The organism is Actinoplanes sp. NPDC051475 (assembly GCF_040689425.1).
GTDB lineage: Bacteria > Actinomycetota > Actinomycetes > Mycobacteriales > Micromonosporaceae > Actinoplanes.
In genome coordinates this window covers 45285-67826 of sequence record NZ_JBFAZZ010000020.1, presented here as the reverse complement: position 1 = coordinate 67826, position 22542 = coordinate 45285, and the positions used below count along the sequence as shown (strand labels likewise).

Genomic DNA, 22542 nt, shown 5'->3' with positions numbered 1-22542 from the left:
AGACCGAAACGGGTGCAGGATCAGGGACGACCGGCGCGTCTGCCCGAGTCGTCACCGTCCTTCTGGTCCGGCTGCTTCGGGACCCGGCACGCCCGCTCGAGCCACAGGGCCGCGCCGGCGAGCGCGAGCGACGCCACGACCCCGCCGATCGCCGCCGGCACGTCGTCGGTGGCCGCCTTGGTGGGCTCCAGCGCCAGCCAGGCCAGCAGGCCGGCCGAGAACCCGGCGAAGATCGCGCCGGCCAGCGAGGACGCCTTGGCGAGCACGGCGAAGCGGGCGACCGCGAGCGGGTCGACGCGGGGTGCACCAGGTTTGTGCTGGATCCGCGCGCTGGTGTTCTGCGCCAGGATCGCCTCGGTGACGGCCAGCGCAGCGAGCACGATGATCGGCAGCCAGGGCAGCCGCGGCATCTGCGCGTAGAAGGAACTGAGGAGGAGCCATCCGGCCGCGGCCGCCGCGAGCGCGGCGACCACCAGAGCCGAGAGGCTGGTAGGCCGCATCGACGGGTCGGGGGCGGCACCGCCGGGGTTGCTGCTCACCCGTCAGACTCTAACGTCAGGTCGGGCCGCGGCGTGATCGCCTGCGCGTCGGCGGCGAGCTGCGGCAGGTTGAGCAGATCGGTCACCCACCCGTGGCCGGGAAGCTGCGCGTACGGCTGGATGTCGAGCCACGGCTTGAGCACGAACGCCCGCTCGTGCGCCCGCGGGTGCGGCAGGATCAGCTCCGGATCGTCGCTGAGCACCGGCTCGCCGTCGTCCGCCCAGACCGCGATCACGTCGACGTCGAGCGTACGCGGGCCGAACCGGCGTTCCGGGTCACGCTTGCGCCCGGCGGCCGACTCGAGCGACCGGGCCCGTTCCAGCCAGGCCCGGGGATCCGCCCCCGGGTCGACCGCCAGCACGACCGCATTCAGGTACGGCGGCTGCTCGGTATCACCCCAGGGCGGAGTCTCGTACGCGCCGGAGACCAGCACGACTCTCTCGCCGAGCCCGTCGACGGCGCCTCGCAGGTTCGCGTACCTGTCGTCCAGGTTGCTGCCGATCGACAGGACGGCGCGGGTCATCGGGTGCGCCGAAGGGTGACCGCCACATCGGCGAACTCATGCGGGATGGGTGCCTGCGGCTTGTGGACGGTGACCGTGGCGGCGCCGACCCGGTCGTCCTCGAGGCACACCGCGACGAGCCGGTCGGCCAGGGTCTCGATGAGGTTGACGGGCTCGCCCGCGATCACCTCGGCGAGGCGGCCGGCCAGCTCGCCGTAGTGGACGGTGTCGTTGACGTGGTCGCTGGCCGCCGCCTTGGCGAGGTCGAGCTCGAGGTCCACGTCGACGACGAAGTCCTGGCCGTCGCGGCGCTCGAAGTCGAAGACGCCGTGGTTGCCGCGTACCCGAAGGCCGTGCAGCGATATCCGGTCACTCATGGGTGTGCCTTTCGAGACGGGGACTTCCGGTGGCCCGCCAGACCGCGAGGGCGTCGGCGGTGGCCCGGACGTCGTGGACCCGGACGCCCCAGGCGCCGGCGGCCACGGCCAGGACGGACGTCGCGATCGTGGCGGCCTCGCGGTCGTCGACGGGGCGGGGTTCGCCCTTCGCGTCAACGAGCAACCGGCCCAGATAGCTCTTCCGCGACGCGGCGAACAGCACCGGGCGGCCCAGGGCGATCAGCTCGCCGAGGCGGGCGCTGAGGGCCCAGTTGTGCTCCCCGCGCTTGGCGAATCCCAGACCCGGGTCGAGGACGATCCGTGCGGGATCGACCCCGGCGGCCACCGCGTCGTCCACCCGCTGCCGCAGCTCGTCGCAAACCTCGGCGACGACGTCCCGGTAGTCGGCGAGCTCCTGCATCCGGCGCGAGTGGCCGCGCCAGTGCATGAGGATCCAGGGGCAGCCCGCGTCGGCCACCACCGCGGCCATGCCGGGATCGGCCAGCCCGCCGGACACGTCATTGACCACGGCGGCGCCGGCCTCGATCGCGGCGGCGGCCACCGCGGCGCGGGTGGTGTCGATGCTGAGCGGCACGCCGGCGGCGGCCAGCTCGCGGATGACCGGGACGACCCGGGAGATCTCGGTCGGGGCGTCGACGCGGTCGGCGCCCGGACGGGTGGATTCCCCGCCGATATCGACGACGTCGGCACCATCGCGATGCAGGGCGACGCCGTGGGCGACGGCCGCCTCGAGCCCGGCGTACCTACCGCCGTCGGAAAAGGAGTCGGGCGTGACGTTCAGCACCCCCATCACGACCGGGTGATCTTGATGAAGCAGCAGGTCGCCCGCGCCCTGCCGGGTCGTTGCGCTACCGGTCGACTCACTCACGGGACGACCGTACCGGGCCCGGGTCGTTCGTACACGTGTACGATCGGGAATGACTCATGTTCAGTCACGCCTTTACCTTGGGTAACGAATCAGGCAGCTTGTAGGTAAGAAGTACGGCCCGTACGCTTCGGAGCTAGGCATCATTAATGAACCGAAGAGAGCAGACGGGCGTGGGTAGGACAGCAGAGCCCTTCAGGATCGTGACCGCGCACTCGACGCGGTGAGCGGGAAGTAGCACCATATGGGCGTTGCCGTCAGGCTTCACAACTGCAGCGTGTCCGGCGCCCCTACGCCGGGCACCCGGGAGGTTTACCAATGATCGCCACAGAGCTCGCCGCGCAGGTCGCGACGGCAATGCAGCATGGCGCCACCCTTGCCGCCCCCGCGCCCAAGGGAATCAACACCGAAGGCGTCGTCACCTTCTTCGCCAGCAACATCGCCCCGATCCTGCTGGCCGTGCTCGGCATCATCTTCATCGGCCGCGCCAGCCGCGGCGAGATCTCCAAGGTGCTGACCAGCAGCGCGATCGCCATCGTCGGCCTCGCGTTCATCGCCGGAGCCGCGACGCTGTTCTTCGTCGGCGACTACCTCATCGACCTCATCTTCAGCTAGGCCCGAACTCCCATGCGGCTGCGCACCGACGACGACATCTACCGGGCCCGCCTGGTCTATCTGGGCCCGCCCGGATACACCCTGCCCATGCACCTTCCGTACGCGCAGTACGGGATGTTCGTCGTCCTCGTCCCGGTCTTCGTCTTCCTGCACTACCTCATCACCTGGGACTTCGACGCGTTCCCCGCGTGGGAGATCGCCCTGGCCATGGTGACGACGTCCTACGTCTTCCGGCACGTCGACCCAGACCGGCCGGCCCGCATGGTCATCCGCACCGCCCTCACGGACTGGAAGCGCACCCGCGAACCGGCCGTCGAGCAGCGGGACCCGCGACTTGTCGCCACTCGCATCCGGGTCCGGGAGGAGTTGGTATGACCAGTTTCGCCGCTCTCGCTGCATGCCCGAACGGGGCCGTCGCATGACCGCTTCCCCACCGCCCGGGCAGTCCCGCGCGGAGTCGACCCCTCCGGGCAGGCAGAGTAACGGTGCGCGACCGACTGACTACTCTCCGGAGGACTTCCCGGAGCAGGTCGCGGGCCCGGGACACGGCGCGGTAGCCGTGTTCCAGGCCCCCCAACCGGTACGCCCCCGCACCAACGGCACCCCGCCGCCGGTCGACCCGATGGACATCGACTCGCCGTTCCTGGACCTGTTCAGCGGCACCGCGCCGCGACAGACGCCGGCCTCCGAGCCGCCGCCGGACGACCCGGACGCGGACTTCGACTTCGGGTTCGACTTCGACGGTGAGGACGCCCGCCGGGCCGCCCCTCCGACTTCCCCGGCTGCCGCCTCAGCCCCCGCGGCTCCCGCGCCGGCGGGCCCGGTCGCCGCACCGGCGGGCCCGGTCGCCGCAGGACCCGCCGGGCCTGAGGCGCCGCCGGCGGTCACCCCGCCGCCGGTCGCCCCGCCCCCGACGGCGATCCCGCTTCCTGCCTCACCGCAGGGCACGCCCTCGGCCGCCGCGTCACCGGCCGATGCCCCGTCGGCTTTCGCACCGCCTGCCTCCTCGCCCGAGCCGGGTCCGGCCGCTTCCTCGCCGAACCCCTTGCCGCCGCGGGACCCTTCGCCCGACGACTCGGGTGCCGCAGCGCCGGCTTCGGCCATCCCGCTTCCGGGCCCTTCGGCCCCGGCCGCCTCGGGTCCGGTCATCGACGCGGAGATCCTTCCGCCCGCGGCCGACGACTCCCCGGCCGGTGCGGCTCACACACCGCCGGGGCAGCGTCCGGAGTCTGCGGATTCCTCGGCTCTCACCAGCCTGGAACCGACCCACACCCGGTCGCTCGTCACGCCGCCGCCCGCGGTGCCGCCCACCGCGGTCCTGCTCCCGGGCGATCCCGCCCACCGGCCCGGCGCCCGCCCGGCCGACGCGCCGGTGTCGCCGTTCACGCGGGCTCCCGTCGGACCCGAGGCCGACTTCTACGACGAGGCTCTCAGCCTCGACGACTGGCCTGACGACGTGCGGCCGAGCGGATTCGGTGCGTCCCACTCCACACCGCCCCTGTGGCAGCGGTCTGCCACGACATCGCCGGCTCCCGGAGTGCACGAAGTCCCGCCGGCTGACGTGCTGCCCGGCGTCACCCATGGCGGCAGTCCGCTTCCGATCCCTGCACCCGGCCTCCCGCAAACCGGCGATCCGATTCCGGTCCCTGCACCCGGCCTCTCGCAAACCGGCGGTCCACTTTCCGCTGGTGCGCCCGGCGTCACCCGGGCCGGCGGTCAATCTCCGGCCACTATGCACAGCGCCCTGCAGGCCGGCGGTCCGCTCCCGGCCACCGCGCCGGGCGTTGTTGAGGCCGGCGGGGCGCATCCGGCCACTGCTCCTGGGGTGTTCCCGGTCGGGGCGCTCTCGGCGTACCCATCGGAATCGGAGCCGGACCACCATGCCGAGCTGGCGCCGATGCCGGAGAAGGCGCCCGCCAGGAAGTGGGGCCGGAAGAAGAAGGACGAGCCGGCCAACCTGCCGGCCGTCCGGGAGAAGAAGGACCTCAAGCCGGCTCAGCTGCGTCCGCACAAGCTGAAGTTCAGCGACCGCGACCCGGCCATCGAGCTGGAGATCAGCGAGATCGCGGGACATCTCACCTTCACCCAGAGCACCGTCACGGCCTGGTACTCCCTGCCCGAGGTGCGCTGGGCGTTCCGGCCCGACGCCGAGCGGGAGGCGCTGCTCTCGGCGATCTCCGAGCAGTACGCCGGCCTCGCGGGCTTCCGCCTGCACCTGCGGCGCACCAACCGGCCGTTCCCCGCGGACGAGTGGGCCCGTACGGTCGACTCCCTCACCGCCAAGCCGCTGCCCGATGTCTCCGGCAGTACGTCCTGGTCGGACCATCTTGTCGCCGCCCAGCGGCACCTGCTCTCGGTCAACCACGCCGAGGGGCAGACCTACCTGGGCGTGACGTTCGCGCGGCGCTCGCTCGGTGACACGTTCTCCGAGCGCATCCTGCGGATCTTCGGCAAGGGCACCTCGGACAGCGAGCGGCGCAAGCTCGGTCGTACCGTCGAGCAGTTCGACGAGGTGCTCAACGCGTTCGGCATGCGAGGGCGGCGGGTCACCCCGCAGGAGCTCGAGTGGCTGCTGTTCCGCTCGGTCGCGCTCTGCATGGCCCCGCCCGGCCCGCTTTCGCCGGTCTCCAACGGGCATTGGGAACGCGGCGACCTGCTGGCGTTGACCGAGCAGGTGGAGCGCTACCGCACGCCGTACGGGTCCACGGTCAAGCTGGTCAACCGCATGACCGGCGAGGAGCGGCACGTCGCGGTCCTCTCGGTCGGGCGCATGGAGCCGCTCGAGATTCCCGAGAAGCACGAGCCATGGATGCACTTCCACGAGCGGCTGCCGTGGCCGATGGAGCTGTCCTCGCGGATCGACATCCTCGGCCCCAACAGCTCGTTCAAGAACCTCGAGCACCGGCTCCGGATGATCCGCTCGCAGCAGCTGGACTACGCCGAGCACGGCATCGACGCCCCGCCCGAGCTGGAGCGCCTCGCCAAGCGCGCCCTGGTCATCGGCGACGAGATGACCACCGGGCTGCCCGTCGAGTCGGCCCGCGCGCACGGCTGGCACCGGATCGCCGTCGGCGGCCGCACCCGCGAGGAGTGCCTGGAACGGGCCCGCCGGCTCATCCAGCTCTACTCCCGCGAGCTGCGGATCTCGCTGCAGCATCCCAAGAACCAGGACCAGCTCGCCCGCGAATTCATCCCGGGCGAACCGATCGCCAACACCGGCTACGTGCGGCGCATGCCGGTCAAACTGCTGGCAGCTGCCCTGCCGCAGGCCGCGTCGACGGTCGGTGACCGCCGGGGAGACCTCATCGGGCGTACGGCGGGAACCTGCCGCCGGCCGGTCTTCCTCGACCTGCACTTCCCCATGGAGGTCCGCGAACGCTCGGGTCTCGGCGTGTTCGTGGCGGAACCCGGCGGCGGCAAGTCGACCCTGATGGGTGCGCTCGGCTACCTCAACGCTCGCCGTGGCGTGCAGGTCACCCTGCTCGACCCGTCCGGCCCCCTCGCCCGGCTCTGCCAGATGCCGGAGCTGCGGCCGTACAGCAGGGTCCTGAACTTGACCGGCTCCGAGCAGGGGACGCTGGCGCCGTACGCGCTGATCCCGACCCCCGTCCGCACCGAGTTCGCGACCGGCCCGAGCGGCGACCGCGAGTACGAGATCGCCGTCTCCAACGCCCGCGCCGAACGCCGCATGCTGGTCCAGGACATCTGCTCCATGCTGGTCCCGCCGCAGGTGGCCAAGGAGGCCTCGACCGCGACGCTGCTGCGCCACGCGGTGCGCCAGGTCCCCGCCGAGGAGACGTCCACCCTCGACGACGTGGTGGCGACCCTCCAGGGCCTGGACGACGAGGGCAAGGAGCTGGCCAACCTCCTGCTGGACACGGCGGAGATGCCGCTCGCCCTGCTCTTCTTCGGCCGGCCGCCGGCCCACCTGCTCGGCGCCGACTCGGCCCTGACGGTCATCACGATGGCGGGCCTGCGCCTGCCCGACCTGAAGATCGAACGCGAGTACTGGTCGGCGGAGGAATCCCTCGCCCTCCCGATGCTGCACACGGCCCACCGCCTGGCGGTCCGCCGCTGCTACGGCGGCTCGATGTCATCGAGAAAAATGGTCGGCCTGGACGAGGCCCACTTCATGGAAGGCTGGCGCTCCGGCCGCTCCTTCCTGGTCCGCCTCGCCCGAGACTCCCGCAAATGGAACCTCGCCGCGCTGGTCGCCTCCCAGAACCCCCGCGACATCTTGGGCCTCGACGTCCAGAACCTGGTGTCGACGGTCTTCGTGGGCCGCATCGCGGAGGACCAGGAGATCGCGTCGGAAGCCCTGCGCCTGCTGAGAGTCCCGGTCCACGACGGCTACGAGGCGACCCTGGCGTCGCTCTCCCAGGCGGACATCTCGTCCTCCGCCCGCCTCGGCTTCCGCGAGTTCGTGATGCGGGACGTGGACGGGCGGGTGCAGAAGGTCAGGGTCGACGTCTCGTACGTCGAAGGCCTCCTCGACCACCTGGACACGACCCCGGCCGCGGCGAAGGCAGCACCGACGGCCATCCCGTCCCTGTCCGACCTGGAGGTCTGATCATGCTCCGCCGGGTCTGCGCACTGGTCATGACAATGGCGGTGGCCATCGTGGCGAGCATCGCGTGGGCAGTGGCGGCGCCGTCACCGGCGGCCGCGGGACCGCTGCGGGCACCGGGCGGAGCATGCAGCACCGAAGAGTGGCAGCAGGACTTCAAAGCCTGCGTCTCCCGCCTGGCAGACGTGACGGGCGACCGCGTCGAGTGTCTGAACCCCCCGACTCCGAGCACCCCGGACTCGGGCCTGGCCGGGTGGTTCGCCGAGCGCCCGGAGTCGTCGAAACTGAACGGCCCGCAGGGCATCTACAGCCAGTACGGCTACGCCGGGTACGCGTACACGACGTATGACCTGGAAGGCGGCTGCGCCTCCACACTGACCGCGCCGGATTCCAAGTTCGAGACGACGGTCGCGAACGGCGAATTCATGATCGCAACGGCGGTCATCGGCGCTTCGAACGCGTTGCGTGAGCGCGCCTGGGACCCGCAGTCGCTGTGGGGCTGGGCCGATCCGCTCGTCGAGCAGGCCACCAAGGCGGTCTACGAGAAGGTCTTCAGCGTCTTCGGCGTCATCACCCTCGCGGTCGTGGGCCTCTATCTGATCTGGCGGTCGCGACAGGCCGACATGGGCGCGGCGACCACGACCGCCGGGTGGGCCATCCTCATCATGGTCGCCGTGACGGCCATCGCGGCGTGGCCGGTGAAGTCCGCCAACATCGCCGACCAGAGCCTCATCACCACACTCGGCGTAGTCCATGACGCCGTGGGACCCCGGGCGCAGGACACCCCTGCTGGGAAGTGCGACGACCCCACTCCCGGCGCTTGTGAGGACAATCGGCCGCCCGCGGTCCGGGCCAGCGACACCGCGACCGACACGATGCTCTATCGGAACTGGCTGCGGGGTCTACTCGGATCGGCCGACAGCGTCACCGCCCAGATGTACGGCCGGGCGCTGTACGACGCGCGCTCCTTCACCTGGGACGAAGCGCAGAAGATGCGGGACAACCCGGACACGCGTCAGGCGACCATCGAGGGCAAGAACGAGCAGTGGAAGAAGGTTGCCGAGCAGATCCGGAAAGACGACCCGGAGGCGTACGAGTACCTGCAGGGCGTCAACGGGATGGATCGGATCGGTGCCGGTTTCATCGCGGTGCTCGCCGCCCTGATGTTCGCGATGTTCGACCTGACCGCTTCGCTTCTGGTGCTGCTCGGGTTCCTGGTCTTCCGATGGGCTGTCATCGCGGCCCCGATTCTGGGAACCGTCGGTATGCTCAGGCCCGCCAGTTCCGGGATTCGGCGGCTGGGCAACGCCGTGGTGGCGGCGGTCTTCAACATCGCGATCTTCGGTACGGGCGCAGCGATCTATCTGTTCGCAGTTGACCTGATCATGAATACAGCGAGCCTGCCCGGTTGGCTGCAGGTCGTACTGGTGTGGCTCTGCGGTGTTGTCGGGTGGCTGCTGCTGCGGCCGTACCGGCGGATCACTCAGCTCGGAGGCAAGGACGGCACGGCGGCGATCACGTCGGCCGGCTCCTGGCATCGGCGGTTCTTCCGGGACATGCGAGAGGCCGCGAAGCTGGACGTCGCCGATGCGGGCGGCACGAACGAGCCGCGGATGGGCAAGGGGCGGACCGTCTACGTCGACCAGGGCAACCTGCGCCCCGAGGCGCGGCTCGAAGACCCGGCGCACGCCGCCACGGCTCGTGCCGAGCTGACCTCGGCACCCGCTCAGGCCGGCGGCGGCACGGCACCGGCCGTGCGACCCGACGGCAAGGAGTCGACGCGGGACGACCAGCCGGCCACCGACCGGCGGCCCGTGCCGCTTCCGACCGGCTCGGCGGTGTCGGCCGCGCGGCAGCGACGGACCTCGACGTGGACCGAGCCCGACGTCGCTGAGTCGCCCTCCTCGTACGCGATCTATCGCCCCGAGACCGGGAGCACCACCCGCGAGCCGGCCTCGCCCCGGACCCGTACCGAGGCCCGGTGATCGACCATGCCGAGAATCCTCGAACGCGGCCTCACCGGGCTCTTCCGGTCGCGGTGGGGCGTCGCCCTGGTGATTGCGGTACTGGTGCTGGCGGTGGTCGGCATCGGCAGGCTGTTCGCCGACGGCTCGGGCGACGGGAAGCAACTGCTTGACCCGGTGTCGCCCGCTCCCACCGTGAGCGTGGACCCGAGCCACGACGACGACGGCGTCATCGTAGACGACGAGCCGCCGCCGTCCCCTACCGCGAAGCCCGGGACCGCGACGCCCGAGGCTGTCGCGTACGCGTTCTCCTCGGCGTGGGTCGACCACAAGAACGTGTCCTCGAAGGCCTGGCACGACGGGATCCTGCCCAACTCGACGAAGAACCTCTCCGAGGAACTGAACGGCGTGGACCCCGCCGACGTGCCCGCGGATCAGGTCGTCGGGCGGCCGACGATCGTGCCCGTCGGCGACGGGCTGGTCAATGCGGTGGTGACGGTGAACTCCGGCAAGCTGACGTTGCAGATGGTGGCCCCGGACGGCAAATGGCTGGTCGACGGCGTCGACTGGGAGGCGGCGTGACGGCGCTGCGGCGGCCCCGGCGGGCCGCCCTCCTGGTGGCCCTCGTGGCGACCCTGGCCCTGCTCTGCTGCGGCGGCAGCGTGACCGCGATCCTCTTCAACAGCCTGAACGACGACGGCGACGACCTCAGCCTGCTCAGCTCGGGCTGCGGAACCGGCGGCCCCGTCGACCCGAACGGGAAGCTGCCGCGCGTACGGCCGTACGGTCCGGCGCAGATCAGGAACGCGGCGATCATCATCAGCGTCGGCGCCGAGCTCAAGATGCCGCCGCGGGCGTGGGTGATCGCGGTAGCGACCTCGATGCAGGAGTCCCGGCTGACCAACCTCGGAAACCTGGGCGCGCGCAACGACCACGATTCGCTCGGCCTGTTCCAGCAGCGGCCCAGCAGCGGCTGGGGCACACCGGCTGAGGTCACCGACCCCAAGTACGCGGCGACGAAGTTCTACGAGAAGCTCAAGACGGTGGACGGCTGGGAGTCGATGTCGCTGACCCAGGCCGCGCAGCGGGTGCAGATCAGCGCCTATCCGGACGCCTACGCCAAGCACGAGCCGATCGCCACGCAGATCGTCAACCTCCTCGCCGACGGCGCGGCCAACGCGATCGGCAACTCCCTGTCGATGGTCTGCGCGTCGGCGGCCGACATCACCGCCTCCGGATGGACCAACCCGCTGGCCGTCAAGGCGCCGCGGGGACAGCAGTGGAACGTCGGTTCGGGCTTCCGCACGGCGAGCCGCCCGAGCCACCAAGGCGTCGATCTCATCGTGGACCTCAGGACGCCGGTGCGCTCCGTTGCCAGCGGGGTCGTCTCGCGGATCAAGTGCGACGAGACCTTCAGCGGCAAGAAGGACTGCGACCGGCCGGGCTACCCGGGCAAGGGCGGCTGCGGCTGGATGCTCGAGCTCCGGCACGCCGGCAACATCATGACCCGCTACTGTCACCTGGTGCAACGGCCCAGTCTCAAGGTCGGCCAGCGGGTCGCCGCCGGCCAGGTGGTCGCTCTCAGCGGTACGAGCGGAAACTCGTCCGGCCCCCACCTGCACTTCGAGGTGCACCTGAACAACGACCGCTCGAGCTCGAGCGCGGTCGACCCGGTGCAGTTCATGGCTCAGCGCGGCTCCCCGCTCGGCGGTTCGCAGTGATGGGCGGAGGCATGCCGGACCCGTTCGCGGGCCGGTCCGACTGGGCACCCGAGCCGCCCCGCCCGATCGTCCCCACCCCGGCCGTCATGGGCGGCCAACTCCGCGGAAGACGTGTCGTGATCGGCCTGCCGGGCCACGGCTGGCGCGCCGACCTGCGCGCGGACGAGAAGGTGGTCCAGGGCAGCCGCACCTACGTGCCGGTCATCCCGGAGGCCGAGTGGTACCGCGCCGAGGCCGAACAGACCGAAGTCTTCGCGCCGCTGGTGCCGGTCGAGCGGGTATGGGTCGAGGAACTGGGCATGGCCGGCACGGCCGCCAGACCAGCCGATGTGATGTCCCGCCTGGTGTCCATGGATGAACCACCACGCCGCAACCCGGTCGCGGCGCTCGATGCCGATGCACTCGCCGGCCGCCGCGTCGTCCACCTGCTCGAAGACGGCGGCGAACGAAGAGACCTACGCGCCGTGACCGAACTCCACACCAGCGAAGAGGGCGACATCTGCGCACGGGTCACCACGGAGCTCGACTGGTACCGCTGGGCTTGGAGCGGCAAGGCCCCCAAGACCCTAGCGATTCCAGTGCATCTGCTTTGGATCGAATAAGGCCACTAGGAGACTTTGCCAGCCGAACAAACTCGCCAACCGTCTTCGTTCTTCAGGGCGAAGCGCCAGGTTTCCGACCGGCGGCTGATCGAGTTGCCATTCGAAGAACCGGCAATCACCAGATCCGTGGTGACTGACCGGCTGTCCTCCCCTGCGCCTGACACTGCGAGAGTGCTCCAGCTCACATTCACATTGACGTCGAAGCTCTTCTCCCGGCTCACCGCTTCGTCACGAAGGGCGGCCACCGCGGCCAGATCAGCACCCGACTTGCAGATGAACAAGGCCGCTTGCTGATCGTTGCGGTTGACCAGGTAGGCACGCAGGAAACCGTCCACCACCGCGTCCGGGGCTGTTCGCTTGATTTCGGTGGCTTCGTCGTAGAGGGAGATGAAGACGCCGATTCCGCCCAGGCACAGCAGCGCCATGATGCCCGCCGCCATCGCCACTATCAGCCGTACCCGACGGTTCCGGAACTTCCCCGGCGCGGCGGGTACGGCCGGAGGCGGGACCGCCGGCACGGCGGGTGGGTTCGTCGGCTGCACCCTTATCAGGTTAGAGGGTTCCGCTGTGGACCGGTCGATACAGTGCGCAAAGGCCCGGCCGCCCGGAGCGGCGGGCCCGCCCATCACCCCGTTCACGCCCGGCTGGGAAGATTGACCATCGGCTGCGCAGAGCGGATGGCCGGCCGTTCGCAGGGTACGGTTTGAGCGCACACACGGAGGTGAGGCGGTGGATTCCACGGGGCGGACCGCTCAGGCCGCTGCCCTGCACCGCCAGGCGGAGGCCACCGTGGCGGCGGCCGCTGCCGCGCTGGAGGGGCAGGCTCCGCCCGCTGCGGATTCGTTGGAGCAGCATCGGCTGGCCGAGGAGTTGCGGGCCGCGGCCGGGGAGTTGGCTCCCGGGTGGCTCGGGTCGCCGTTGGATGCGCTCTCCGTCACTGCTCCGCTCGGGGGTGCGTACCCTCCGCAGTTTGTTCGGTTGGGTGTCGCGCAGCCGCTGGACGACGCGCGGTTTCCTGCCATCGTTCCGCTGCTCGGCAGCGGGCATCTGACCGTTGATGCCGACGCCCGGGATCCGCGGGTGGCCGGGTTGCTGCGCTGCCTTCTGCTGCGCCTGCTGGCTGCCGCGCCGGCGGGTTCTCTCTTGGTCCGAGCGGTTGACGGTACGGGTGGAGGCACCGTTTTCGCCCCCTTCGCCGCCCTGGCTGATGCGGGGCTCCTGTCGCCGCCCGCCACCGATCGGGCCGGCTTGCGGGATGTGCTCTCCGAGGCGGAGAAGTGGCTACGGCCCGTGCGGGCGCAACCCCATCGCCGCAGTCGGCGGGATCGGATGATGCTGGTGGTCATCGCGAGCCTGCCCGAGCTGACCGAGGGCGGGGATCTGGTGCGGATCGCCGCGCTGGCTCAGCAGGGGCCCGAGTCGGGGCTGCACCTGGTCGTGGCCGGGTGGCCGCCGCCGCCGCTGACCGCGGAGACCACTCAGCCGCCGTTGCCGCGCACGACCCAGGTGTCGCTGCGGAATCCGTACGCGGTGGTCGGTAATCCGCCCGGAGCAACGTTCGGGTCCGCGCCCGAGGCGGTCTGGTTGAACGCCCCGGTCTTTCTCGACGAGGATCCGCCGCCGCATCTCGTCGATGCAGTGTGCCGGGAGCTGGCCGCGCATTCGGCGGCCGCGTCGCAGTTGACCCTCGCCGATCTGCTGCCGGAGCCGTCGGCCCAGCAGGCGGGCGATGCGGCCGACGGGCTCGGCACCACGGTGGGGCACGACGGGGACACCCCGGTGGTGCTGCAGTTCAACGACCTGACTCCACACTGGATGGTGGGCGGCCGGTCCGGCGCCGGCAAGACCGCGTTCCTCATCAACGTTCTGTACGGTCTCGGCGCCCGGTACAGCCCCGACGAGCTGAGCCTCTACCTCCTCGATTTCAAGGAGGGTGTCTCGTTCGCCGAGTTCGTGCCGACCGCGCGCGACCGGACGTGGTTGCCGCATGCGCGGGCCGTCGGCGTCGAGTCCGACCGGGAGTACGGGCTGGCGGTGCTGCGGGAGCTCGACGCGGAGATGTCGCGGCGGTCGGTGGCGTACAAACGGGCCGGCGTGACCCGGTTCGCCGATCTGCGGGCGGTGGCGGCCGAGGAGGGTCGCGGCAAGCCGATGCCGCGCGTGTTGTGTGTCATCGACGAGTTCCAGGTGCTGCTGGCCGGCAACGATCCGACGGCCACCGAGGCCGTGCAGCTGCTGGAGTCGCTGGCGCGCAAGGGCCGCTCGTACGGGATCCACTTGGTCCTGGCGAGCCAGACCGTCCTTGGCGTCGAGGCGCTGTACGCGAAGCGTGATTCGATCTTCGGCCAGTTCCCGGTCCGGATCGCGTTGCCGGGCGGCGGGGACGTGTTGGAGCCCACCAACGACTCCGCGGCCGGGCTGCCCCTTGGCACCGCCGTGGTCAACACCGCCGGCGGCCTGGGCGGCCCGCGAGGGGCGACTCGCGGCCACGAGCGCATCGTGCGGTTCCCGGACCCGCACGCGGACCGCGGCGTCCTCAGCGACCTGCGGCACAAGCTGTGGGGCGCCCGCGACCCCGAGGCGTTGCCGCCGCGGATCTTCGCCGGGTACGCCCGCCAGCACCTCGCCGACGACCCCACCTACCGGGCGGCGCTGGCCGGGCGTGCCGGACGCCCGTCCGCGCTGGTCGGCCGGGTGATCGACGTGAACCTGTCGACCGCCGCGTTCCCGCTCGACGCCTCTCCCGGCCGGCATCTGGCGATCTTCGGCTCGCAGCCGGCCGGGGCCGAGGTGCTGGAGGCGGCGGCCCGTGGCGTCGCCGCGTTCCACGCACCGCGCACGGCCCGGTTCGTGATCTGCTCGCTGGTCGCCGAAGGCGACGAGCTGGCGAAGGATCTCGCCGCCGAGATCGCCCACCGGCAGGAGGTGGTCGTGGTCGACGCCGCCGGCCTCGCCGCGGAGCTCGACCTGGAGCGGCCCGGCTATCGGGTCGTGTTCGGCATGGACGCGGCGAGCCCCGGGACGCTGCCGACGCTGCGCCAGGTGTTGCGCGAGGGGCCTGGTCACGGCGTACACCTGCTGTCGTGGTGGCGGGGCCTGCGCCGGTTCGGCGAGGAGACCGGCGGCAGCACGGGCCGGGAGGACGTGGCGGGCCTGGTCTTCCTCAACATTCCGCAGCAGGAGGTCTGTCTGATGCTGGGGAAGAACCTGGACTGGCAGCCCCGGGAGAACCGCGCGCTGCTGCACGACCGGCACGCCGACCGTACGGTGACGATCGTGCCCTTCGCCCGGCCCGAGGCCGACCAGTGAGCGACGAACGCGGGCCCTGGGACGACTACCTGGCCGCCGCGCAGCAACTGGACGCCGTCCGCCGCGCCGCGAGCGCGGCGGCCGGCGAGCAGGCGGTGACGCTGCAGGCGGCACAGCAAGAGCTTGCGGCGGTACGGGCAAGGCTCGCGCCGCAGCGCTCCCGGCTGGTCTCGGACCTCGGTGTGCCGGAGACGCAGCTGATCCCGCAGCCGCCCGAACAGGCCCTCGCCGCGCAGGCGGTGGCCGGCGGTCCGGCGGCGGTGCTGGCGGCGCTGAGGCAGGCCAGGGCGACCGCCGATGCCGCCGACGCGGGGATGCTGGGTGCCGGCACGGCCCCGCTGCGGCCGTGGGCCCGCAACCTGCTGGTGTACGGCCCGTTCGCCGCGGCCGTGCTCATCGTCCAGATAGTGCTCTACCTGGTGGCACCCTCCGGCTCCCTGCCGACGTACGCGCTGCTGTGCGGCCTGAGCCTGCCGCTGCTGGCGTACGGGCTGGGCTGGCTGACCATCGGCTTCGTCTACGGCGGCGGCCCCGAGAAGGTGGACCGTACGCCGATCGTGGGGGCGGTCGCCTGCCTGACGCCGGTGCTGCTGACGTGCATGGGCGTCGGCCTGCTGGCGTTCATCCGATAGAGAGGGGCCGGGCATGGCCAGCGTCGAGGAAGTCAAGGCGAACGTGGCGGCGTCGGTGGACGGCACGCAGCGCGCGGTAACCGGCATCCGGCAGGTCAACGATCAGCTCGACGACGCGCTGGCGCGGCTGCGGATCACGGCGATCGGCTCGCTGCACCCGTCGATCGCGGCGGCCATCGCGCAGCTCGAGCAGGCGCGGACCCGCCTGGACGAGGCGGCCACCCTGGCCCGCGCCGCAATGGACAGCGCAGACACCTACCGCATGATCGTCTAGTGGCGCGCTACCGCCGGCGGACGAGGATGCGCCGTGTGCTGCCATGGTTCCTGGTGAACCGTGGGGTGCTGGGCAAGGGCAGGGCCGACTGCGGCGACCACGAGTGGTACAACGCGGACGACATGATCGAGCGGTGCTACCACTGCACGGTGGGACAGCGGCGCCGGCTGAGCGGGCCGCACGCCGGGTGAGCGCCAGGCGGCAGGCCGCACGCCGGCTAAGTGCCGGCACCGGGCCGTGCGAGCGGACGGGCCGCGGCTGAGCGGACCCGCTCAGTCCGGCAGGGCTGCGGTGAGGTCGACCTCGATGAGCTGCCCGCGGTAGCCCAGCGACGCCACCCCCAGCAGCGTGCTCGCGGTCGTGAACGCCGGCGCCAGGTCCGAGGCGTTCAGCCGCTGCCAGACCTCCGCCAGCACGGCGCTGTCCGGGCTCACCACGTACACGATCGAGCGGACCACCTCTGACGGGCGGGCGCCGGCGGCCTTGAGGACGGCGAGGCAGTTGGTGATGACCTGGTCGGTTTGGGCGGCGTAGTCGCCGGGCGGGCCGACAACCGTGCCGTCGAGGTCGAGGGGGCATTGGCCGGCGAGGTGGGCGAGGCGTCCCGCGGCGGAGATGGTGACGTGGCTGTAGCCGGCGGGCTCGTGCACTGTCGGGGGGTTGAACTTCTCGATCGGCCGGGGACGCTCAGCGGGCATTGATCAGTGCCATGGCCTCGGCGCGGACCTTGCCGTCGCGCTGGAAGGCGCCGCGGACCGCCGAGGTCACTGTGCGGGCACCCACCTTGCGGATGCCGCGCATCTCCATGCAGAGGTGCTCGCACTCCAGCACGACGATGACGCCGCGCGGCTGGAGCTTGTCCATCAGCAGGTCGGCGATCTGGGAGGTGAGGCGTTCCTGGACCTGGGGACGGCGGGCGTACACCTCGACGAGGCGGGCGAGCTTGGACAGGCCGGTGATGCGGCCGTCGTGGCCCGGGATGTAGCCGATGTGGGCGACGCCCTTGAACGGCAGGAGGTGGTGCTCGCAGAGGCTCATCACCTCGATGTCGCGCACGAGGACGAGTTCCTCGTGGTTGGCCTCGAACGTCGTGGTGAGCACCTTGGCGGGGTCGACGCGCAGGCCGGCGAAGAGCTCCGCATAGGCCCGGGCCACCCGGGCCGGGGTGCGCTGGAGACCGTCACGGTCCGGGTCCTCACCGACGGCGATGAGGATCTCCCGGACCGCTTTCTCGATGCGGGCCAGGTCGACGGCCTGCTCGACCGGTGCCCCGGTGAGCTTGCCGTCGATCAGGCGCGCGGCGAGGTAGTCGAGCTCGTCGGCGTCGTCCGGCTCCGTCGAGCTGGTGTCGTTGGCGCTCAGTGCGGACCCTCCGAGGTGCTGCCGTTCGGGTTGAGGTCCGATGAGGTGGTGTTCCCACCACCCACGGCCACCTGACCGTCGGCCTCGGCCTGGGCCTTCAGCTTGTCGCGCTCGGCGGGGGTCAGGACCGGCGGGGCCTCGGAGGGCAGCCGCTTGCCGAAGCCGTTGAACGGCGACATCGGCGCGCGCTTCTGCACCCGGGCGCAGATGCGGTCCATGTCTTGCTGGGTGATGGTCTCCTTCTCCATCAGCTCCAGCACCATGGCGTCGAGGACGTCGCGGTACTCGACCAGGATCTCCCAGGCCTCGTCGTGCGCCAGCTCGATGAGCGCGCGCACCTCCGCGTCGATCTCGGCGGCGACGGAGTCGGAGTAGTCGCGCTCGTGGCCCATGTTCCGGCCCAGGAACGGCTCGTCGTTGTTCGTGCCGTACTTGACCGCACCCAGCTTGGAGCTCATGCCGTACTGGGTGACCATGGCCCGGGCCAGGCCGGACGCCTTCTCGATGTCGTTGCCGGCGCCGGTGGTCGGCTCGTGGAAGACGAGCTCCTCCGCGGCGCGGCCGCCCAGCGCGTACGCCAAAGTGTCGATCATCTCGGCGCGGGTCTGGGTGTACTTGTCCTCGGTCGGAAGCACCAGCGTGTGGCCCAGCGAGCGGCCACGCGGCAGGATCGTCACCTTGTGCACCGGCGCCGAGTGCGGCAACGCGTACGCGACCAGCGCGTGCCCACCCTCGTGGTACGCGGTGATCTTCTTCTCGTTGTCGCTCATGGCCCGAGAGCGCCGCTCCGGGCCGGCGATGACCCGGTCGATCGCTTCCTCGAGGTAGAAGTTCGAGATCGCGCGCTTCTCGTTACGGGCGGTGAGCAGCGCCGCCTCGTTGATGACGTTGGCCAGGTCGGCACCCGAGAAGCCGGGGGTACGCCGGGCGACCGAGTCGAGATCGACGTCGGGCGTGAACGGCTTGCCCTTGGCGTGGACGCGGAGGATCGCCTTGCGGCCCTCCATGTCGGGGTTGTCGACGGGGATCTGCCGGTCGAAGCGGCCCGGGCGCAGCAGCGCCGGGTCGAGGATGTCCGGCCGGTTGGTGGCGGCGATGAGGATGACGCCGCCCTTGGTGTCGAAGCCGTCCATCTCGACGAGCAGCTGGTTGAGCGTCTGCTCGCGCTCGTCGTGACCGCCGCCCATGCCGGCGCCGCGGTGGCGGCCGACGGCGTCGATCTCGTCGACGAAGACGATGGCCGGCGCGTTCGCCTTGGCCTGCTCGAAGAGGTCGCGGACCCGGCTCGCGCCGACACCCACGAACATCTCGACGAAGTCGGAACCCGAGATCGAGTAGAACGGCACCCCGGCCTCACCCGCGACGGCACGCGCCAGCAGGGTCTTGCCCGTGCCGGGCTGGCCGAAGAGCAGCACGCCCTTGGGGATCTTGGCACCGAGCGCCTGGTACTTCGCCGGGTTCTGCAGGAAGTCCTTGATCTCCTGGAGCTCCTCGACCGCCTCGTCGGCGCCCGCCACGTCGGCGAACGTCGTCTTCGGCATGTCCTTGGTCAGCATCTTGGCCTTGGACTTGCCGAAGTTGAGGACCCGGGAGCCGCCGCCCTGCATCTGCGACATGAACAGCAGCAGCAGGATGACGAGGATCGCGATCGGCAGCAGATTGACCAGCAGGCTCAGCAGGATGCTGTCGCCGGAGACCGTGGCGTTGATCGTGCCGGTGATCCGGCCCGCCGTCTTCGCCTCCTGGACGTCGTTCCAGACCTCGTCCGTCAGCTCGTACGGATACTGGGTCTCGATCTTGTCCGTGGTCTTGCCGTCGAATCGCTCAGGGGTCGCCAGTTCGAGCTGGAGCGTCTGCTCCTTGTCCTCCTGGATGACCTTCTTGATCCCGGGCTGGTTGAGTCGCTCGAGAACGACCGAAGTATCAACTCGCTGGTAGCTCGGACCACTGGTGAAGAATGAGCTCAGCGCAATCGCACCGAGGATCACCAGAATGATCCAGACCACCGGGCGGCGGAAGAAACGCGTACGTTCCATACTGTTGTCGAGCGCTGATGCGCCCGGACCCTCCTGATCGGCGTCCTGGTCACCTGGGTTGACGAGTCCCCGCCACCGGGCACCGAGGAGGCACCCGAGCCACGGAGACGCTGCCGTATCGATAACCTCCAGGCCGCGGGGCAAACCCCGGCGTCCCAGTCGCTACCGACCCGACCCGACCGGCGCTCGTGACACTGCGCCATCGGTCACTCGACCGTACACCGTGGGTGCCTCGTCCGACTGCGTCAGCCCGGCACGCCGAGGGGCCACCATCACCCCTGGATCATGCTCCCGGCGGCCATAAATGGCTACAAAGACGGACAATACCCCTCGCGACGGGACCGGTCATCCGATTTCTGAGAGTCGGCTGGGAGCCGGTTCAGCTACGGGCGTAGACCTCGGGCTTCAGCACCCCGACGTAAGGCACCTCGCGGTAACGCTCAGCGAAGTCCAGGCCGTAACCGACCACGAACTCACTCGGGATGTCGAAGCCGACGTACTTGGTCGGCACCGGCACCTTGATCGCGTCCGGCTTGCGGAACAGGGCCACCACCTCGACGCTCTCCGGGGAGCGGGACTGCAGGTACTTCATCAGCCAGGAGAGGGTGAGGCCGGAGTCGACGATGTCCTCGACGATGACCACGTGCCGGCCCGCGATGTCCCGGTCCAGGTCCTTCAGGATGCGCACGACCCCGGAGGACGTGGTGCCCGAGCCGTACGACGAGACGGCCATGAACTCCATCTCGGACGAGGGACCCTGCCGCCCCAGCGCGCGTGCGAAGTCCGCCATGAACATGACCGCGCCCTTGAGCACGCAGACCAGCAGCACGCCGTCCTCGGCGTCCGCGTAGTCGGCGGCGACCTGCTTCGCGAGCTCTTCGGTCTTCTCGCGGATCTGCTCCTCGGAGATGATCACGCGGTCGATGTCGGCGTCGTACCAGGAGCCGTCTGCCATGCGCCTAGCCTGCCGTATGCGACCGGTCCCGCGCTGGCGGGGGCGGCGGTCCGCCGCCGGACAAGCGCAGGTTATGGGGCGAATCCGGCCCCCGGGTCCGAACTCGCGCCGCCCTGAGTGACAACACTCACAGGTCGACGCGGACCAGGTCATCCGCACGGCGGGCCACGAGAATCCCGGCGGGCAACGCCGTCGGCCCCTGCCCGTGCCACCGGGTGACCAGCGCGTCGAGCGCGGCCACGTGCCGATGGGAGAGCGCGGCGCCGGGCGCGCCCAGCTCAGCGGCCCATGCGTGCAGCACCCGGCTGCGGATCGCCGCCGGTAGGGCCGCCAGCGCCAGGATCGAGATGCCGGCGGCCGAGCGCACGGCGGCCAGCGCCTCGGAGGCGACGGCGTCCAGGTACGCGACGTCCGCAGCGACGAGCGAGGCGGTCCGCGCGAGGTTCGCCACCACGCCGTCTCCCAGCGCCGCGACCACCGCCGGCAGCGCCTCTCCACGCACCCGGGAACGGGCGTACGCGGGGTCGCTGTTGTGCGGGTCCTCCCACGCGACGAGGCCGAGCGCGGCGCAGGCCTTGCGGGTGTCGGCGCGGGACACCTCCAGCAGCGGCCGGACGAAGATCCCCCGGCGCCGCGGCATCCCGGCCAGTCCCCGCGGCCCGGCGCCGCGCGCGAGGGCGAGCAGCACAGTCTCGGCTTGGTCGTCGCGGGTGTGTCCGAGCAGCACGGTGGCGCACCCGATTCGCTCGGCGAACGAGGAAATCGCCTCGTAGCGCGCCTCGCGAGCGGCCGCCTCGGGGCCCCCGGCCCGGCCCCCCACGTCGACCGTGGCCACCTCGACCGGATCGAAGCCGGCCGAGCGGCCCCACTCGGCCACGGCAGCGGCCCGCGCGGCCGAGCCCTCCTGCAGCTGGTGATCGACGGTCACCAGACCGGCGGACGCCCCGCGGCGCGGCGCCACGAAGGCGGTCGCGGCGGCGAGGGCCAGCGAGTCGGCGCCGCCGGAGCAGGCGACGAGAACGGGCCCGGCGGTCAGCTCCCGCCGGACCGCCGCGCGGACGGTCGCCACCGGCGGCGGGATGCGGGCCACGGGACCACGTTACGAGGCGAGGCCGACCGGACCGTGGACCCGGGCCACCCACGCGTCCGGGTCGCCCAGTTCCTCGAGCCGGGGCAGGGTCAGCGGCGAGCTGAAGATCTTGTTGAAGCCGGTCATGCCGACCCGCTCGACGACGCCGTGCACGAACTTGCGGCCCTCCGCGTACTGGCGCATCTTGACCTCGATGCCCAGCAGCCGGCGGATGGCCTTCTCCAGCGGGTTTCCGCCCTCGCGGCGCTGATTGAACTTGGCGCGGATCGACTCGACGGTGGGGATGACCTCCGGCCCGACGCCGTCCATCACGAACTCGGCGTGGCCCTCCAGCAGCGTCATCAGCGCCGTCAGCCGGTCGAGGACCGCCTTCTGCGCCGGGGTCTGCACGATGTCGAGCACCGAGGAGCGGCTGTCCGGGTCGCGCAGCGCGTCCGACAGCGTGGCGATCCCCCGGCGCAACCGCTCGAGGATGTGCTCGCCGTTCTGCGAGGCGTCCACGAAGGCCTGGACCTCGCCCAGGAAATAGCCGCGCATCCACGGCACCGCCTGGAACTGGGTCAGGTGGGTGACCTCGTGCAGGCACACCCAGAGCCGGAAGTCACGCGGGTCCGCGCCGAGCTTGCGCTCCACCTCGACGATGTTCGGCGCGTTGAGCAGCAGCTGGCCCGGCTCGGCGGAGAAGACCTCGTACTGCCCGAGCACGCGGCCGGAGAGGTAGGCCAGCACCGTGCCGGCCTGCACGCCGGTGACCCGGGAACCGATCGCGTCGGTCAGCGCGCCCGGCTGCCGGTCGCCCGAGAGGCGGCTGACCAGCGGGATGATGACCTCCTTGAGCCCGGCGATGTTCACCGCGGCCCAGTCCTTGCGGTCGACCACCCGCACCGGCGGCCCTTCGACCTGAGCGGTCAGCCCCGTGTACGCGGCCACGTGGCGGCGCGCCTCGTCGGTGAGCTCGCGCAGCTGGTTGACCACCTGCATGGCTTCCTCGTAGGACACCGCGGGGCCGGATTTCGACAGCGCGCCCGCGGTGGCGGCGGCCAGATCCCAGTCAACGAACTGCGCCATGCTGACCACCGTACCCGTGGCGGACCAGCCCACTCACCCTGA

At 71.0% G+C, this 22542-nt stretch carries 22 protein-coding genes; 11 read left to right on the top strand and 11 right to left on the bottom strand.

Going from position 1 to position 22542, the window contains the following annotated elements:
* Positions 1-20: 20 nt before the first annotated feature.
* From AB0368_RS32560 to folP, 4 genes are read right to left on the bottom strand one after another with little or no spacing between them, the layout of a single operon-like run.
* Positions 21-500 (bottom strand): DUF3180 domain-containing protein, encoded by a 480-nt coding sequence (locus AB0368_RS32560; protein ID WP_366157914.1) that lies wholly within the window; start codon positions 498-500, stop codon positions 21-23.
* A 35-nt stretch (positions 501-535) separates the two neighbouring features.
* Positions 536-1063 carry a 2-amino-4-hydroxy-6-hydroxymethyldihydropteridine diphosphokinase gene (gene folK / locus AB0368_RS32555; protein ID WP_366157850.1) on the bottom strand — a complete coding sequence of 176 codons (528 nt, stop codon included), beginning with the start codon at positions 1061-1063 and terminating at the stop codon, positions 536-538.
* Entirely contained in the window at positions 1060-1419 is a 360-nt protein-coding gene (folB, locus tag AB0368_RS32550; protein ID WP_366157849.1) for a dihydroneopterin aldolase, read from the bottom strand. The genes folK and folB overlap by 4 nt, the downstream gene beginning before the upstream one ends.
* Positions 1412-2230 (bottom strand): dihydropteroate synthase, encoded by an 819-nt coding sequence (gene folP, locus AB0368_RS32545; protein WP_366157913.1) that lies wholly within the window; start codon positions 2228-2230, stop codon positions 1412-1414. Before folP ends, folB begins: the two co-directional genes overlap by 8 nt.
* A 393-nt stretch (positions 2231-2623) precedes the next feature.
* Between folP and AB0368_RS32540 the strand changes: the two genes are divergently transcribed.
* From AB0368_RS32540 to AB0368_RS32510, 7 genes are all read left to right on the top strand, one after another.
* Positions 2624-2920: a hypothetical protein gene (locus tag AB0368_RS32540; RefSeq protein WP_366157848.1), complete on the top strand. Its 297-nt coding sequence runs from the start codon at positions 2624-2626 to the stop codon at positions 2918-2920.
* A 12-nt stretch (positions 2921-2932) separates the two neighbouring features.
* Positions 2933-3295: a hypothetical protein gene (locus AB0368_RS32535; protein WP_366157847.1), complete on the top strand. Its 363-nt coding sequence runs from the start codon at positions 2933-2935 to the stop codon at positions 3293-3295.
* Between the two features lie 184 nt (positions 3296-3479).
* A complete protein-coding gene (locus tag AB0368_RS32530) occupies positions 3480-7490 on the top strand; it encodes an ATP-binding protein (protein ID WP_366157846.1) in 4011 nt (1336 codons plus the stop codon).
* Positions 7491-7492: 2 nt separating this feature from the next.
* Positions 7493-9472, top strand: coding sequence for an MFS transporter (locus AB0368_RS32525; protein ID WP_366157845.1), 1980 nt, complete (start codon positions 7493-7495; stop codon positions 9470-9472).
* 6 nt (positions 9473-9478) lie between these two features.
* Positions 9479-10033 carry a hypothetical protein gene (locus AB0368_RS32520; RefSeq protein WP_366157843.1) on the top strand — a complete coding sequence of 185 codons (555 nt, stop codon included), beginning with the start codon at positions 9479-9481 and terminating at the stop codon, positions 10031-10033.
* Entirely contained in the window at positions 9997-11172 is a 1176-nt protein-coding gene (locus AB0368_RS32515; RefSeq protein WP_366157842.1) for a M23 family metallopeptidase, read from the top strand. Before AB0368_RS32520 ends, AB0368_RS32515 begins: the two co-directional genes overlap by 37 nt.
* Entirely contained in the window at positions 11172-11774 is a 603-nt protein-coding gene (locus AB0368_RS32510; RefSeq protein ID WP_366157841.1) for a hypothetical protein, read from the top strand. The genes AB0368_RS32515 and AB0368_RS32510 overlap by 1 nt, the downstream gene beginning before the upstream one ends.
* A gap of 5 nt (positions 11775-11779) precedes the next feature.
* Here the strand turns inward: AB0368_RS32510 and AB0368_RS32505 are convergent, their stop codons facing one another.
* The gene (locus AB0368_RS32505; protein ID WP_366157840.1) at positions 11780-12214 is read right to left on the bottom strand and encodes a hypothetical protein; all 435 of its coding nucleotides are present in this window, start codon (positions 12212-12214) and stop codon (positions 11780-11782) included.
* Positions 12215-12503: 289 nt separating this feature from the next.
* Between AB0368_RS32505 and AB0368_RS32500 the strand changes: the two genes are divergently transcribed.
* Genes AB0368_RS32500 through AB0368_RS32485 form a run of 4 tightly spaced genes read left to right on the top strand, consistent with a single transcriptional unit; the run spans position 12504 to position 16180 of the window.
* Positions 12504-15083, top strand: coding sequence for an FtsK/SpoIIIE domain-containing protein (locus AB0368_RS32500; protein WP_366157839.1), 2580 nt, complete (start codon positions 12504-12506; stop codon positions 15081-15083).
* Complete coding sequence (locus AB0368_RS32495; RefSeq protein WP_366157838.1) at positions 15080-15715, top strand: hypothetical protein; 636 nt, start codon at positions 15080-15082, stop codon at positions 15713-15715. Before AB0368_RS32500 ends, AB0368_RS32495 begins: the two co-directional genes overlap by 4 nt.
* 13 nt (positions 15716-15728) lie before the next feature.
* Positions 15729-15989 carry a hypothetical protein gene (locus AB0368_RS32490; RefSeq protein ID WP_366157837.1) on the top strand — a complete coding sequence of 87 codons (261 nt, stop codon included), beginning with the start codon at positions 15729-15731 and terminating at the stop codon, positions 15987-15989.
* A gap of 35 nt (positions 15990-16024) precedes the next feature.
* Positions 16025-16180 (top strand): hypothetical protein, encoded by a 156-nt coding sequence (locus AB0368_RS32485; RefSeq protein ID WP_366157836.1) that lies wholly within the window; start codon positions 16025-16027, stop codon positions 16178-16180.
* 81 nt (positions 16181-16261) lie between these two features.
* On the opposite strand, the gene AB0368_RS32480 is transcribed toward AB0368_RS32485, so the two are convergent.
* From AB0368_RS32480 to AB0368_RS32455, 6 genes are all read right to left on the bottom strand, one after another.
* Complete coding sequence (locus AB0368_RS32480) at positions 16262-16687, bottom strand: RidA family protein (RefSeq protein ID WP_366157835.1); 426 nt, start codon at positions 16685-16687, stop codon at positions 16262-16264.
* Positions 16677-17351: a GTP cyclohydrolase I FolE gene (gene folE / locus AB0368_RS32475; protein ID WP_366157912.1), complete on the bottom strand. Its 675-nt coding sequence runs from the start codon at positions 17349-17351 to the stop codon at positions 16677-16679. The genes AB0368_RS32480 and folE overlap by 11 nt, the downstream gene beginning before the upstream one ends.
* Positions 17348-19387 (bottom strand): ATP-dependent zinc metalloprotease FtsH, encoded by a 2040-nt coding sequence (gene ftsH, locus AB0368_RS32470; RefSeq protein WP_366157834.1) that lies wholly within the window; start codon positions 19385-19387, stop codon positions 17348-17350. The genes folE and ftsH overlap by 4 nt, the downstream gene beginning before the upstream one ends.
* A 379-nt stretch (positions 19388-19766) precedes the next feature.
* Entirely contained in the window at positions 19767-20342 is a 576-nt protein-coding gene (gene hpt / locus AB0368_RS32465; RefSeq protein ID WP_366157833.1) for a hypoxanthine phosphoribosyltransferase, read from the bottom strand.
* Between the two features lie 127 nt (positions 20343-20469).
* A complete protein-coding gene (gene tilS / locus AB0368_RS32460) occupies positions 20470-21432 on the bottom strand; it encodes a tRNA lysidine(34) synthetase TilS (RefSeq protein WP_366157832.1) in 963 nt (320 codons plus the stop codon).
* Between the two features lie 9 nt (positions 21433-21441).
* Entirely contained in the window at positions 21442-22500 is a 1059-nt protein-coding gene (locus AB0368_RS32455; protein ID WP_366157831.1) for a zinc-dependent metalloprotease, read from the bottom strand.
* Between the last annotated feature and the right edge of the window lie 42 nt (positions 22501-22542).

Excerpts from the sequence above, each read along its gene's own strand:
- AB0368_RS32560 (WP_366157914.1), bottom strand. The coding sequence starts at position 500 with ATGCGGCCTACCAGCCTCTCGGCTCTGGTGGTCGCCGCGCTCGCGGCG.
- folK (WP_366157850.1), bottom strand. The coding sequence starts at position 1,063 with ATGACCCGCGCCGTCCTGTCGATCGGCAGCAACCTGGACGACAGGTAC.
- folB (WP_366157849.1), bottom strand. The coding sequence starts at position 1,419 with ATGAGTGACCGGATATCGCTGCACGGCCTTCGGGTACGCGGCAACCAC.
- folP (WP_366157913.1), bottom strand. The coding sequence starts at position 2,230 with ATGGGGGTGCTGAACGTCACGCCCGACTCCTTTTCCGACGGCGGTAGG.
- AB0368_RS32540 (WP_366157848.1), top strand. The coding sequence starts at position 2,624 with ATGATCGCCACAGAGCTCGCCGCGCAGGTCGCGACGGCAATGCAGCAT.
- AB0368_RS32535 (WP_366157847.1), top strand. The coding sequence starts at position 2,933 with ATGCGGCTGCGCACCGACGACGACATCTACCGGGCCCGCCTGGTCTAT.
- AB0368_RS32525 (WP_366157845.1), top strand. The coding sequence starts at position 7,493 with ATGCTCCGCCGGGTCTGCGCACTGGTCATGACAATGGCGGTGGCCATC.
- AB0368_RS32520 (WP_366157843.1), top strand. The coding sequence starts at position 9,479 with ATGCCGAGAATCCTCGAACGCGGCCTCACCGGGCTCTTCCGGTCGCGG.
- AB0368_RS32515 (WP_366157842.1), top strand. The coding sequence starts at position 9,997 with ATGGCTGGTCGACGGCGTCGACTGGGAGGCGGCGTGACGGCGCTGCGG.
- AB0368_RS32510 (WP_366157841.1), top strand. The coding sequence starts at position 11,172 with ATGGGCGGAGGCATGCCGGACCCGTTCGCGGGCCGGTCCGACTGGGCA.
- AB0368_RS32505 (WP_366157840.1), bottom strand. The coding sequence starts at position 12,214 with ATGGCGGCGGGCATCATGGCGCTGCTGTGCCTGGGCGGAATCGGCGTC.
- AB0368_RS32490 (WP_366157837.1), top strand. The coding sequence starts at position 15,729 with ATGGCCAGCGTCGAGGAAGTCAAGGCGAACGTGGCGGCGTCGGTGGAC.
- AB0368_RS32480 (WP_366157835.1), bottom strand. The coding sequence starts at position 16,687 with ATGCCCGCTGAGCGTCCCCGGCCGATCGAGAAGTTCAACCCCCCGACA.
- ftsH (WP_366157834.1), bottom strand. The coding sequence starts at position 19,387 with ATGGAACGTACGCGTTTCTTCCGCCGCCCGGTGGTCTGGATCATTCTG.
- hpt (WP_366157833.1), bottom strand. The coding sequence starts at position 20,342 with ATGGCAGACGGCTCCTGGTACGACGCCGACATCGACCGCGTGATCATC.
- AB0368_RS32455 (WP_366157831.1), bottom strand. The coding sequence starts at position 22,500 with ATGGCGCAGTTCGTTGACTGGGATCTGGCCGCCGCCACCGCGGGCGCG.